Annotated in this window: 9 protein-coding genes; 6 read left to right on the forward strand and 3 right to left on the reverse strand. The window is 63.0% G+C overall.

What is annotated here, in order from left to right:
* The first annotated feature begins 357 nt into the window (after window positions 1-357).
* The 4 genes from ACZ881_RS20640 (at window position 358) to ACZ881_RS20655 (ending at window position 5,937) form a co-directional block, all read left to right on the forward strand.
* Window positions 358-1,881, forward strand: coding sequence for a leucyl aminopeptidase (locus ACZ881_RS20640; RefSeq protein ID WP_091466695.1), 1,524 nt, complete (start codon window positions 358-360; stop codon window positions 1,879-1,881).
* Window positions 1,882-2,177: 296 nt separating this feature from the next.
* Window positions 2,178-3,560, forward strand: coding sequence for a dihydrolipoyl dehydrogenase (gene lpdA / locus ACZ881_RS20645; RefSeq protein WP_026005508.1), 1,383 nt, complete (start codon window positions 2,178-2,180; stop codon window positions 3,558-3,560).
* 111 nt (window positions 3,561-3,671) lie between these two features.
* The gene (gene sucB / locus ACZ881_RS20650; protein ID WP_476117807.1) at window positions 3,672-5,423 is read left to right on the forward strand and encodes a 2-oxoglutarate dehydrogenase, E2 component, dihydrolipoamide succinyltransferase; all 1,752 of its coding nucleotides are present in this window, start codon (window positions 3,672-3,674) and stop codon (window positions 5,421-5,423) included.
* Between the two features lie 160 nt (window positions 5,424-5,583).
* Window positions 5,584-5,937, forward strand: coding sequence for a hypothetical protein (locus ACZ881_RS20655; RefSeq protein WP_476117808.1), 354 nt, complete (start codon window positions 5,584-5,586; stop codon window positions 5,935-5,937).
* A gap of 13 nt (window positions 5,938-5,950) precedes the next feature.
* On the opposite strand, the gene ACZ881_RS20660 is transcribed toward ACZ881_RS20655, so the two are convergent.
* Entirely contained in the window at window positions 5,951-6,316 is a 366-nt protein-coding gene (locus ACZ881_RS20660; protein WP_476117809.1) for a VOC family protein, read from the reverse strand.
* 150 nt (window positions 6,317-6,466) lie between these two features.
* Between ACZ881_RS20660 and ACZ881_RS20665 the strand changes: the two genes are divergently transcribed.
* The gene (locus ACZ881_RS20665; protein WP_026005506.1) at window positions 6,467-6,895 is read left to right on the forward strand and encodes an OsmC family protein; all 429 of its coding nucleotides are present in this window, start codon (window positions 6,467-6,469) and stop codon (window positions 6,893-6,895) included.
* A gap of 78 nt (window positions 6,896-6,973) precedes the next feature.
* On the opposite strand, the gene ACZ881_RS20670 is transcribed toward ACZ881_RS20665, so the two are convergent.
* Window positions 6,974-10,495, reverse strand: coding sequence for a S41 family peptidase (locus ACZ881_RS20670; RefSeq protein ID WP_476117810.1), 3,522 nt, complete (start codon window positions 10,493-10,495; stop codon window positions 6,974-6,976).
* A gap of 85 nt (window positions 10,496-10,580) precedes the next feature.
* Here ACZ881_RS20670 and ACZ881_RS20675 point away from each other — a divergent pair, with 85 nt between their 5' ends.
* On the forward strand, window positions 10,581-11,480 hold the full coding sequence (locus ACZ881_RS20675; protein WP_476117811.1) for a TIGR01777 family oxidoreductase: 900 nt from the start codon (window positions 10,581-10,583) through the stop codon (window positions 11,478-11,480).
* Between the two features lie 26 nt (window positions 11,481-11,506).
* Here ACZ881_RS20675 and ACZ881_RS20680 read toward each other — a convergent pair whose 3' ends face one another.
* Entirely contained in the window at window positions 11,507-13,174 is a 1,668-nt protein-coding gene (locus ACZ881_RS20680; RefSeq protein WP_476117812.1) for a serine/threonine protein kinase, read from the reverse strand.
* Window positions 13,175-13,177: the final 3 nt, after the last annotated feature.

Genomic DNA, 13,177 nt, shown 5'->3' on the forward strand with positions numbered 1-13,177 from the left:
GTTCCTTTCGCAATGACAAAGTTAGGGGAAGTCCCGGGCGCCAACCACATGGCACCTGGCCCATGACACCCAGCGATATGGGCACGCCGGGCACCATTGTTAGGCTGCGGGACTCTATTAATCCATACAACGCTCCACGCCATGACGGCATTCCTGCCCCCGATGTGCCGCAGCTCTCATTTAATTGCCGTCCGCAGCGTTCAAGAGACTACGATCGAAGCGGGCCGACGTCCTTTTGCGACGCTGGACCTGAAGACCAAGGCCGCCGTAGCAGAAAGACGTCGGGCGCGTACCGGGGCAGGCCGCCAAACATGCGGGCCCGCCATGCAATGCAGAGAGAAGTGAGGACACATCCTCGTGGTCAAGACTACTGACATCATCCTGGGCATCATCGCCAAGGACCTGAAAAAGTCCCCCAGCGACGCACTTGTGATTGGCGTTGCCCAAGGCGCGGACGGGCCGGTACTGCTGTCCAACCCGTTGAGTGCGAAAGCCGCCGAATCCGTTGCGGGCTCCCTGCAGCTTCTGGGGATCACCGGGGCCGCCGACCAGGTTCACCGGCTTCCGGGCCTGCCGGAAACAGGCTCGGGGATTCTTGTCCTTGCAGGCGTAGGAAAGCTGTCCGATGCGGGCAGCCTCAGCGAAGAAGCGCTCCGGCGTGCTGCAGGATCCGCTGTTCGCCAGCTTGCCGGAGCCTCTTCAGTCACTTTGGCCTTCCCGACGGCGACCCTCACCGACGTCGCCGCGGTCGCCGAAGGAGCCGCCCTGGGCGCTTACTCCTACACGGAGCACCGATCCAGCAAGGATGGGCTGAAGGCCCCAGTGGCCAAGGCCTTCATTTTCTCGGATGTCGATGCCAAGTCCGCCCAGCCCGCACTGGACCGGGCAATTGTGCTCGCCCGCGCGGTCAACGCGACCCGCACCTTGGTCAACCAGCCCCCGAGCCACCTGTACCCCGAGTCGTTCGCCGAGTCCGCCAAGGAACTCGCCAAGGGCCTTCCGGTCAAGATCACGGTCTGGGATGAAAAGCGTCTGGAAAAGGAAGGCTTCGGAGGCATCCTCGGCGTCGGCAAGGGCTCTACCCGCCAGCCCCGCCTCGTCAAGGTGGAATACGCTCCCGCGAAAGCCACGCAGAAGATCGCCCTCGTCGGCAAAGGCATTACGTTCGACACCGGAGGCATCTCCATTAAGCCGGCCCTCGGCATGGGTGACATGAAGAGCGACATGGCGGGCGCCGCCGTCGTGCTTAATACCGTCCTGGCCATCGCCTCACTCGGCCTGCCGCTCAAGGCCACCGCCTGGCTCTGCATCGCGGAGAACATGCCCTCGGGCGCCGCAGCGCGGCCCGCGGACGTCTTCACTATCTACGGGGGCAAGACTGTTGAGGTTCTGAACACGGACGCTGAAGGGCGTTTGGTGATGGCCGATGGCATCGTCGCTGCGAGCATGGAGAAGCCCGACGCCATCATTGACGTGGCAACACTGACCGGCGCACAGCTGATCGCCCTGGGCCTGCGTACTGCCGGCGTCATGGGATCGGATTCAGTCACGGCAGCGCTGAAATCCGCGGCCGACAGGGCCGGCGAGCTGGTCTGGCCGATGCCGCTGCCGGAGGAACTCCGGCCGAGCCTGGACTCGCAGGTGGCAGACCTCGCCAACATCGGTGAACGCAACGGTGGCATGATGACCGCAGCAGTCTTCCTTCGTGAGTTCGTGGGCAAGAACGGCGACGGCCAGCAGATCCCGTGGGCACACGTGGACATCGCCGGTCCCTCGTTCAACAACGGCGCCCCGTATGGTTACACGCCCAAGCAGGGAACCGGATGCACCGTCCGCACCCTGGTTGCCTACGCCGAGGATCTCTTGGCGGTCTCCGCCTAGCACCACTCCCCCACGCCCTTCCGGGTTGCGCAGGTCCCTGACGAACGTCGTCCAGGGCCTGCGCAACCCCGGAATTATGCGGGGTGTAGCGCTGTGTCACAAGTGAACGTGAGTCTCGACACAAGCGCTCCACAAACGCCCGCAGAGGGTGGAGCATGGGTAGGTGGTTCGCTAAGGTGAACTCGATAGTCACAAATGCAAGAGAACTTAGGTGCTGGCATAATCACGGCAGAACAAGTTCCAAAGACCAGATGGCACGCAGTCCCGTGTCATCATTCACGCGAGGGAGCGTTTTAGTGGCCGATCAGGCAACTGCGCAAGAATTCGACATCCTGGTACTCGGTGGCGGCAGCGGCGGCTACGCCACTGCCCTGCGGGCGGTACAGCTTGGGTTCACCGTTGGCCTTGTGGAAAAGGCAAAGCTCGGCGGAACCTGCCTGCACAACGGCTGTATCCCCACCAAGGCACTCCTGCACTCCGCCGAACTGGCCGACCATGCACGCGATTCCGCCAAGTATGGCGTGAACGTCACGCTCGACAGCATCGACATGTCTGCCGTGAACGCGTACAAGGACGGCATCATCGCCGGTAAGTTCAAGGGCCTCCAGGGACTCATCAAGTCCAAGGGCATCACCGTCATCGAGGGTGAAGGCAAGCTCCAGGGCAACAACACCGTCGTCGTGAACGGCACCTCTTACACGGGCAAGAACATTGTCCTGGCCACGGGTTCCTACTCCCGTTCACTCCCCGGCCTGGAAATCGGCGGCAAGGTCATCACCTCGGACCAGGCCCTCACCATGGACTACATCCCCAAGAGCGCCATCGTCTTGGGCGGGGGCGTCATCGGTGTCGAGTTTGCGTCCGTCTGGAAGTCCTTCGGCGTGGATGTCACCATCATCGAAGGCCTCCCCTCCCTGGTTCCGAACGAGGACGCCTCGATCGTCAAGAACCTTGAGCGCGCCTTCAAGAAGCGCGGCATCAAGTTCACCACCGGCATCTTCTTCCAGGGCGTTGAGCAGAACGACGACGGCGTCAAGGTCACCTTGGTTGATGGCCAGACGTTCGAAGCCGACCTCCTGCTCGTAGCCGTTGGCCGCGGTCCGGTGACCGCCAACCTTGGCTACGAAGAAGCAGGCATCACCATCGACCGTGGCTTCGTCATCACCAACGAACGCCTCCACACCGGCGTTGGCAACATCTACGCCGTCGGCGACATCGTCCCCGGCGTCCAGCTCGCGCACCGCGGCTACCAGCAGGGCATCTTCGTCGCCGAGGAAATCGCCGGCCTGAACCCGGCAATCGTCGAGGACATCAACATCCCCAAGGTCACCTACTGCGAACCTGAAATCGCCACGGTGGGCTACACAGAAAAAGCCGCCAAGGAAAAGTTCGGCGACGACCAGGTGCAGACCCAGGAATACAACCTTGCCGGCAACGGCAAGAGCTCAATCCTCGGCACCGGTGGCATCGTCAAGCTTGTTCGCCAAAAGGATGGCCCCGTGGTGGGCATCCACATGATCGGCTCCCGCATGGGCGAGCAGATCGGTGAGGCCCAGCTGATCGTGAACTGGGAAGCCTACCCTGAGGACGTGGCCCAGCTGGTCCATGCCCACCCCACCCAGAACGAAAGCCTGGGCGAAGCCCACCTTGCCCTCGCGGGCAAGGCCCTCCACGGCTAAGTCTTACCAAGACCCACGGATCGGGTGCATGCAGCGGAATATGCCGTGTGCACCCGATCCGAACCAGCAGAATTCATCCGCACAAAGATCAATAAGGAGAACGGGGACGACATGTCTGAATCCGTTAACTTGCCCGCCCTCGGTGAGAGTGTCACCGAAGGAACCGTCACCCGCTGGCTCAAGCAGGTTGGTGACCGGGTGGAGATCGACGAGCCGTTGCTCGAGGTTTCAACCGACAAAGTAGACACCGAAATCCCTTCTCCGATCTCAGGCGTCATCGAAGAAATCCTCGTCGCTGAAGACGAGACGGCCGAAGTAGGCGCCCCCTTGGTCCGAATCGGCGACGGTTCCGGCTCCGCCGCTCCGGCGGCTGAGTCCGCACCGGCTGAGGAAGCTCCTGCCGCGCCCGCAGAGCAGGCAGCACCGGCCGAAGAGGCTCCTGCCGCACCCGCCGCTGAAGAAGCACCGGCGGCTGAAGCACCCGCTGCTTCAGGCGAGGGCCATGAAGTAACCCTCCCCGCATTGGGCGAGAGCGTCACCGAGGGTACTGTCACCCGCTGGCTCAAGGCTGTTGGCGATACCGTTGAGGTGGACGAACCCCTCCTCGAGGTTTCCACCGACAAAGTAGACACCGAAATTCCTTCCCCGGTTGCCGGCACCCTGCAGGAAATCCGCGTCAGCGAGGACGAAACAGCAGAGGTAGGCTCCGTGCTTGCCATCATCGGTTCCGGCGCAGCTGCTCCTGCATCGGCTCCCGCTCCGGCTGCAGCGCCTGCCGCCGAGGCTCCGGCTGCTCCCGCTGCTGCACCGGCACCCGCCGCCGCACCCGCGGCTCCTGCAGCTGCACCCGCCGCCGCACCCGCGGCTCCGGCAGCTGCACCCGCACCCGCCGAGGCTCCAGCTGCGCCTGCGGCTGAAGGGTCCTCGGAGTCCGGATACGTCACTCCCCTGGTCCGTAAGCTTGCCAACCAGCACGGTGTAGACATCTCATCGGTCTCCGGCACCGGTGTCGGTGGCCGCATCCGCAAGCAGGATGTTCTGGCTGCTGCGGAAGCAAAGCAGGCAGCCGCAGCCCCCGCTGCAGCTGCTCCGGCCGCAGCTCCCGCAGCCAAGGCCGCCGCCCCCGTGGTCGCATCCTCCCTGCGGGGAACCACCGAGAAGGCCCCTCGCATCCGGCAGGTCATTGCACGCCGCATGCGCGAGTCCCTGGAGGTCTCCACTCAGCTGACCCAGGTGCACGAGGTCGACATGACCAAGATCGCCAAGCTCCGCCTCAAGGCCAAGAACTCGTTCCAGGCCCAGAACGGCGTCAAGCTGACCTTCCTCCCGTTCATCGCCAAGGCTGTAGCCGAAGCCTTGAAGCAGCACCCCAAGCTGAATGCTGCTTACGACGAAGCCAAGCAGGAAATCACGTACCACAACGCCGAGCACCTGGCGATCGCAGTGGATACTGACAAGGGCCTTCTGGTACCTGTCATTTCCGACGCCGGCAACCTGAACCTCGCCGGCTTGGCCAGCAAAATCGCCGATGTCGCAGGCCGTACCCGCGACGGCAAGATCGGCCCGGACGAGCTTTCCGGCGGCACGTTCAGCATCACCAACATCGGTTCCGTTGGTGCACTGTTTGATACCCCGATCATCAACCAGCCCCAGGTGGGCATCCTCGGAACCGGTGCCATCGTCAAGCGCGCCGTCGTGGTTGCCGACGAAAACGGCGACGACTCGATCGCTATCCGCTCCATGATGTACCTGTCCCTCACGTACGACCACCGCCTGGTGGACGGCGCGGATGCCGGCCGCTTCCTGCAGACCCTCAAGGCTCGCCTTGAAGAAGGCGCTTTCGAAGCAGACCTCGGTCTCTAAGAGCCTGCGTCTCTAAGCACGCCTTCAAAAGCAGAAGGGCAGGTTACCGGGAAACCGGTAACCTGCCCTTCTGCTTTGCCTGCCCGCTGGCATCCACGCACGTCATGGTGTCAGCGTGGCTTTGCTACGAGACGTAGAACCAACTGGATAAGCTTGGGCCATGAGTATCCTCTTCAACATTTTGGTGTTGTTGCACATCGTCGGCGCAGCCATGATCGCGGGCTACTGGATCGCCACCCTCAAGGAGCCAACCGTCCACCCGCGCCAGCGTGACGGCGCCTTCCTCCAGCTCCTCACGGGCATTGCCATGATGGGTGTGTTCCCCTTGCTGCCCAACGCCGATCCCAACTATTTCAAGCTCGGCGTGAAGTTCGCCATCGGTATGGCAGTAGCCGTTCTGGCAGTTATCGGCACACGTAAGGTGAAGAAAGGCGAGCCGGTCTCTACCGGCCTGGCCCACGGCGTTGGTGGCCTGGCTTTGATCAACATCGCCATCGCGACCCTCTGGAACTAATCCGGGCAGGCGATCACTCCTGGGCTATGCAAAACTCGTTCCCCTCGGGATCCTGCATGACGTCCCAATGGAAGTCGCCGACATCTTGCCCCTCGACGAAAGTAGCCCCCAGCGTCTCAGCCTTGCGCCGCAGCGCTGAGGGGTCGGCGTCGTGAAGGTCCAAATGCAGGCGGCGCCTCCCTTCAGTGGGTCCGGCGACCTGTTGAAAGGCCAACTGGGGAAGGCCCGCCTCAGCTGGCCGAAGCCAGATGAAACCTTCATGTTCCGCTGCAACGGGCATGTCCAGCAGCTCGGACCAGAAAGCTGACAGGCGGGCGGCGTCAGTGGCGTTTACCATGATGGACGCGATTCTGGGTCCCTGGTTGCGCTTGGCAGGCACAAGTTCTTCAGTATCAATTTCGCCAGTCTAGGGTCACAATCCACTGTCAGCGGAATGGCCGTGCGGTCCGGCAGGCAAATCCATAGGATTGATCCCGATGGCACCTGCCGACGGCTGGTTGCCGACTCACAACGACCCCAAGGAGTGGACATGGCAGCAACACGCACCGCACACACGGTTTGGAACGGCAACCTGATTGAAGGCGCCGGCAACACTACGCTGGACAGTTCGGGACTGGGCACGTTCGATGTCACCTGGAAGGCCCGCACGGAGCAGTCCGGCGGCAAAACCAGCCCCGAAGAGCTGATTGCCGCTGCCCACTCCGCTTGCTTCTCCATGGCTTTCAGCCACGCTCTTGCCGGCGAAGGATTCACGGCTGAAGAAGTTCAGACCAAAGCTGACGTTACCTTCGTTCCCGGCACAGGCATCACTGGCAGCCACCTGACCATGACCGCGAAGGTTCCGGGCCTGTCCGAAGAGGACTTCCGCCGTATCTCGGAAGATGCAAAAACGGGCTGCCCCGTTTCCGGCGCTCTGGCCAGCATCGAGATCACCCTGGATGCCACCCTCGCGCAGTAATACCAGCTTCAAAGCGCAGAAGAGCCCCGCCACTCCTCCTAAGGAAGTGGCGGGGCTCTTCTGTACTTTCCTGCGTATTTAGCCTTTTTGGGGACGCGAGGGTAATGGGGCCGGCCGGACCTTGCGGTAGCCCTCGCGCATTGGAGGCCGATCGGTGGGCAGCTCCTGGATCATTTCCTTGAGCGCACCAATTCCGTACTCCAGCTGCGGGTCAGTCCCGGCTGCGTAGGCGTGCGGCGGGAACAGCACCTCGATGTCCGGCTCCACGCCACGGTTTTCCACGTCCCAGCCGATCCCGCCACTGAACCATGTGGCGTATCGCGGCTGGGTGACCCCGGTGCCGTCAGCAAGCGAAAAGCGATTGTCGATGCCCACCACACCACCCCAGGTGCGCGTCCCGATGACGGGGCCAATGCCCCTCAGCTTGGACACTTGGGTAATGATGTCGCCATCGGATCCCGCGAATTCATCCGCGAGGATGATCACGGGTCCACGTGGTGCGTGGTGCGGGTATGTCCTCGGCTTTTCACCGCGCGGCATGCTCCAACCTGTGACCTTGCGCCCGATCAGTTCGGCAACCAACTGGGATGTGTGTCCGCCGCGGTTGCGCCGCACATCCACAATAAGGCCGTCCAAAGCAGTCTCTGTATCCAAGTCGCGGTGAAGCTGCGCCCAGCCGTTGGCCATCATGTCCGGGACGTGCAGGTAACCGAATTTGCCGTCCGAGGCCTCACGGACTGTACGCCGGTTGGCCCGGACCCAGTCTTGGTACCGCAGCCGCTCCTCATCGCGGACAGGAACCACGGCAACGCGCCGCTGGACACCCGCAGCGTCGCCATGACCGTCACCGTTCAAGAGGGTGAGCTCCACGGTCCTGCCTGCAGAACCCACCAGGTGCATTGCCGGCGTCAAGACCGCGGAAAGCTCGACGCCGTCGATCGCCAGGAGCACGTCACCCACCTTGGCGTCCGCGCCTGGGCGGGTCAAGGGTGAAGTTGCCAGCGGATCGGAAGACTCACCTGCAAGGATCCGGGTAATTTCCCAACCGTTGGTGCGGAGCTGGAACTCAGCTCCAAGCCTGCCCTGGCCGTTTCGTCCGGGCTCCGTTACAGCGGCCGGCTTGACGTAGGCATGCGACGTTCCCAGCTCGCCGTGGATTTCCCACAGCAGGTCAACCAGGTCATCGTGGGAACCAAGCCGGTCCACGATGGGACGGTAGCGCTTGTAGACGGAGTCCCAATCCTGGCCTGCCATGTCGGCGGTCCAGAAGAAGTCCCGCTGCAGCCTCCAGGCCTCGTCGAATGCCTGGCCCCAAGCGGCCACGGGGTCCAAGATGACCCGGACCCTGTTGAGCTCCACCTTCACGAGGTCCGCGGAGTCCTCCTCCACCTTGTTGTCAGCGGGAACGGACGTGATTTGCTTGTCGTGCACGTAGATGATGCGGCTAAGGTCACCCGACAAGCGGTAGCTGTCCACTGCCTTGACGAGCGTGGCCTGCTTGCGCTTGGCAAGGTCATACCGGACCAAGGACGGCGCCGTTTTCTTGTCCTGAAGGGTGCCTCGCCCATCGCCCATGACACCGGAAAGCTCAGTATCGAGCCACAACAGTGCACCGTCACCAACAACCAGGTCTGAGTAGTTCCCCTGAGGTACGGGGACAGCGATAACCCTGTGGGCAAGCCCCTCCGGGTCAACGCGCACGGCTGGCGCTTCGCCGTCGTCGGACTTTGTCGCGGCGGGTGACGCGTCCTCCAGCGCGTCTACGGAAGGGCCAAACGGCGAGGGCGTGTCCGCTGCCAAAGCAACCAGGTACGGCTTGATGGGGCTCGGGAAGGACAGGTCGAACGAGTGACCGTCGTAGACGGGGTCGAAGCTCCTGTTGGACAGGAACGCCAGAAATTTTCCGTCAGGGGTAAACTTCGGGGACTCGTCGCAGAAGCGGCCGTCGGTCACATCGATGATTCCTGACTCAGGCTCTGCCGGGCGGGCGATCCTCAGCTTGCTACGCGAACCGAAGGACGTTACCGGCTCGGACCAGACGAGCCACTGGGAGTCGCTGGACCACGCCAGTTCGTCGATGCTGCCTTCACCGACGCTGACAAGCCGCGTCAGCTTGCCGGCCGTGGTGTCCGCAACGAAGACATCGCCGAAAGACGTGCCGACGGCAAGCCAGCGGCCATCCGGGCTGGCTTCCAAAGCACTCGTCCGGGTAGGGGCGGGAAATTCAAGGCGGAGATCCGCTGATTCTTCCGCCGATGCGGAAACCGCGGTTGTCTTTGTGCCTCCCGCGGTGTCTGCGGATGGCTCACCGTTGACCGGCTCCACCGATGTTGTCCGGGTTTGGTCTTCGGACGCCCGTGTGACACTGGTGCCCGCCTGCGCGGAAGCGGTTCCCTGTCCCAGCACGTTCGACGCCGAGACCGGCTTGGGAAGCGGAGCTGATTCTTCGGTAGCTGCGGCGGGTTGTTCAACAGCGATTTTGGGAATCTCCACCACGGCCGAAAGGCGGGCGGCGATGCGCTTGATATACAGCGCTTCCACTCCCCCATGATCGGCGACGTAAGCTATGCGGCCGTCAGTAAGTGGCCGGGGCAGGCGGGCGCGGACGCCCGGTGTTGCCTCAACCACACGGGAAGGTCCGTCCTTGTGCCGGAGCCAGTGGATGGTGCCATGCGATTCCACTGCACTGGCCGTGCCGGTGACGTTGGGGAAGACATCCCCCAAGTGGGCGGAAGCCTTGAGCGGTGCGGGGCGACGGCCCGGTGATGCCGACCCAAGCGTGATGTTCAATTTGACGGGCTCAGCATCCGCGTCCAGTGACGGGAGCATCCAGATCTCGCCTGCCGATTCAAAGACCACCCGGGTGCCGTCCGTGCTTGCGTGCCGGACGTAGAAGTCCTCGTGGTCCGTATGCCGGCGCAGTCCGGAACCATCAGGAAGCACGGAATAAAGGTTTCCGTAGCCCTCGTGGTCCGACAGGAAGGCAATTCGTCCTTGAATCCACAATGGGTCGGTGAGGTTTCCGTCGATCTCCGCCACCAGCCGCTCGAACTCCCCGTTGCCGTCGGCATCGATCCAGAGCTTCCCGGCGGTGCCTCCGCGGTAGCGCTTCCACCAGGCGGGCTCACGTGAGAGGACGCTTGCCAGGACTACCGGCTTCTCGTCACCGATTTCTGGACCAAAAGCAACAGCCTCAACCGGGCCGAACGGAAGTTCGACGGCGGCGCCGCCGTCCAGCGGGAGGCTGTAAGCGTGCGTGTGACGGCTTTCGGCTTGTTGGAACGCGCTCGTTACCACCACGTTCCCTGATGGCGTGAAGCCTTTGACCTTAGTGGTGCTGTGCCCGAAGTAACTCAGCTGCCTGTACCCGCCGCCGTCGACGTTGGCTGTGACCACCTCCGGTGACGTGCCCACCACAGTAGTCCACACCAGCGCCTTGCCGTCCGGAGTGAACCGTGGGTTCCTTGCCGGCAGTTGCTGGGAGGATACCCGCCAGGCGCGGCCTCCTGAAAGGGGGGCGATCCAGATGTCGTCTTCGGCCACAAAGGTGACCAGATCGCCGTGCACATGCGGGAAACGGAGGTAGCTGGAGGAGGTCATTGTTCGATCATAGTCAAGAGGCACCCTTCAGTTGCGGCATCCGCTGTCGTTTCCACCACAAGCGTTGGCCATGGTGAGATGGGTCATGAGAATCGTGATGTCCGGAGCTTCGGGAATGATCGGGACGGCCCTGTCCGAGCAGCTGGTTGCTGACGGTAATGAGGTCATCCGGCTGGTGCGGCGCCCAGCCGCGTCAGCGCTTGAATGGACGTGGGACCCAGCCAAGGGTGAGCTGGATGAGGCTGTCCTGGACGGTGCAGACGCCGTGGTTAACCTCTCGGGTGCAGGCATAGGCGATCGTCCATGGACAAAACGCCGGATCCAGGTCCTCACGGAATCCCGTCTCCGGACCACTCAAACCCTGACCGCCGCCATGCGACGACTTGGCAAACCGCCCGCAACATTCATCAGCCAATCCGCTTCCGGCTACTACGGCGCCTCACGCGATGGGGCGCTGAGGGAGGATTCCGGGCCCGGCGACGGCGTGTTAGGCCGCCTGTCCATTGAGTGGGAGCGCATGGCACGGACTGCTCCGGCCGGCGTTCGGGTGGTGACGCCCCGGACAGGCGTCGTGCTCAGCACCTCCGGTGGTGCGCTCGGGCCGCTGTTCCCCTTGTTGAAGCTCGGTCTGGGTGGACCTTTTGGGAACGGCCGCCAGTATTGGCCGTGGATCACTTTGGCCGACGAAGCCAGGGCCCTCGCGTACCTCCTTAAAGCACAAATTGACGGTCCGGTGAATGTCTGCGCCCCGGAGAGTGCGGATGTGAACACGATAGTCGCAGGCCTCGCCAAAGCATTCAACCGGCCGGCCTTCTTCCGTGTACCCCGACCCGCCCTGCGACTGGTTCTCGGCGGCCTTGCCGATGAACTCGTGATGGCCAACCAGCGAATGGTGCCCGCGCGGTTACAGGACGCCGGCTTCCATTGGCTGCACCCGTCCCTCCCCGATGCCATGGCATGGCTGCGCCAGGAAAAGGCCCGCTGAAGATGTGCTTGGCTTCAGCGGCCCCCTCACCCGGCCGGACCGGCGTCGAGAATTCCGGAAATCCGCCAGCGCCCGTCCGAACGAACCAGGTCCAGCCGAAGCTGCTGCGGTGTCCCGACGGCCCCGGTCCTGACAACTGCCCCTGACACCAGGCGTTCCTCATAGCCGGAAGTGGTGGCAGTAACCTCCACCAGCACATGATCGGACTGCGCGGGTCCTTCCACGGTCAGGGCTGTCAACGCGGTATGGAGTCCAACAAACGCTGTTCCAGCGTCCCGCAGGTAATCGCTCACCTGTTTGTCGGTCGCTTCGGCCTGCGAACCAGGCGCGTTGACCAAATCCAAAAGGTCAAGGCGCCGATCTCCCAAGGCGATGTCACGCACGGCGGACAGTGCGGACACGGCTACTAAGGGATCCTCTGATTGGAGCCCGGTGGCGAGTGCAGCCGGCAGATCCCGCGCGTCCGTTTGATCCAAACCGTGTGGGGCTTTCGCCGCCTCACCGGGGTCGGCAACGCCGCTTTCCATCGCCGCTTGCTGCACCATCGCCGTCGTCGTGCTGTTCTGCTGCCAAAGAATCCATGATGCAGCGCCAATCAGTACGCCCATCACAGCCAAAGGAACTAACCGGCGGCCAAGCCCACCGCCGGGCCTGCGGCTCCGGCGATGCCCAGGCTCTGCTGTTGGCAGCGCCCGCCCGCGCGTGAACGGCAGCAATCTCCACCAGATCTTCAACCAACGGGTAGACCTGCTTAAGGAACGGGTTGCGCGCCGCGGTGAACGTCCCAATATCTCGCGCCGGGTCAGCAATTCAGGAATAACGGAGGAATGCACGGCACCTGATAAATCCACGGCTTCGGGAGCAGCACTCCTGAAGATCGCAGTGCCTAGCTCCTTGGCCGACGGACGCTTCCGAGGATCTGCGCTGAGAGCAGCTTCCAAGGCTGCGGCCAAGGCTTTGGGAACCTCGGGGACCAGCAGTGACAGGGGCGGACGATCCTGTTCCTGCTCCGGCGTGGTCCCGGTCAGGCAGTACCAGCCGACCGCGCCGAGGGCATAGACGTCCCGCTGCGGTTGGATGGTGTCCCGGGAAATCTCGCCGTTCACTGGCGATTCAGATCCTGGCTCCATGAATCCGGGCGTTCCGACGCCCAGGTCGTGTGGTTTGTCGCCTACCTTGGCGGCGACGCCAAAGTCCGCCAGCAATGGCATCCCGACGGCTGTAAACAAGACGTTTCCGGGTGACACATCTCCGTGTTCCGTGCCGTTGGCGTGCAGATAGTCCAATGCCTGGGCAATGGGAGTCAGGATCGTCACGGCTTCCCCGACCGTGAGCTTCCCCCTCGCGGACATCAGGTTGGCCAGCGAACCTCCCGCTGCATAATCCATGACGATCCCCAGTGTTCCCTTAGCCGCGCCTTCCATGTGGAGGATTTCGTGAACACGTATGAGGTGCTTGTGCTTGAGTTGGGAGAGGATCCTCATCTCACGGTTTGCGTCCGCAAGAACTTCGGCTCGTGACGTTGCCAGGCCGCCAGCGGCACCGGCTTTGGCACATTTGACCGCGAACCGGGCACCGTCCTTATCCCTCGTGGCAAGCCAAACGGTAGAACTACTGCCCTGGCCCAGTGGGCGGGATATTACGTAGCCCGGAAGGTGGGGAGCCACGGCTGCGGGAGTGTCCAGAGTTTCCATAAA

Source organism: Paenarthrobacter sp. TE3676 (assembly GCF_056279165.1).

Bases quoted from the DNA above. Each gene is read 5' to 3' on its own strand.
- sucB (WP_476117807.1), top strand. From the start codon at position 3,672: ATGTCTGAATCCGTTAACTTGCCCGCCCTCGGTGAGAGTGTCACCGAA.
- ACZ881_RS20655 (WP_476117808.1), top strand. From the start codon at position 5,584: ATGAGTATCCTCTTCAACATTTTGGTGTTGTTGCACATCGTCGGCGCA.
- ACZ881_RS20665 (WP_026005506.1), top strand. From the start codon at position 6,467: ATGGCAGCAACACGCACCGCACACACGGTTTGGAACGGCAACCTGATT.
- ACZ881_RS20670 (WP_476117810.1), bottom strand. From the start codon at position 10,495: ATGACCTCCTCCAGCTACCTCCGTTTCCCGCATGTGCACGGCGATCTG.
- ACZ881_RS20675 (WP_476117811.1), top strand. From the start codon at position 10,581: ATGAGAATCGTGATGTCCGGAGCTTCGGGAATGATCGGGACGGCCCTG.
- ACZ881_RS20680 (WP_476117812.1), bottom strand. From the start codon at position 13,174: ATGGAAACTCTGGACACTCCCGCAGCCGTGGCTCCCCACCTTCCGGGC.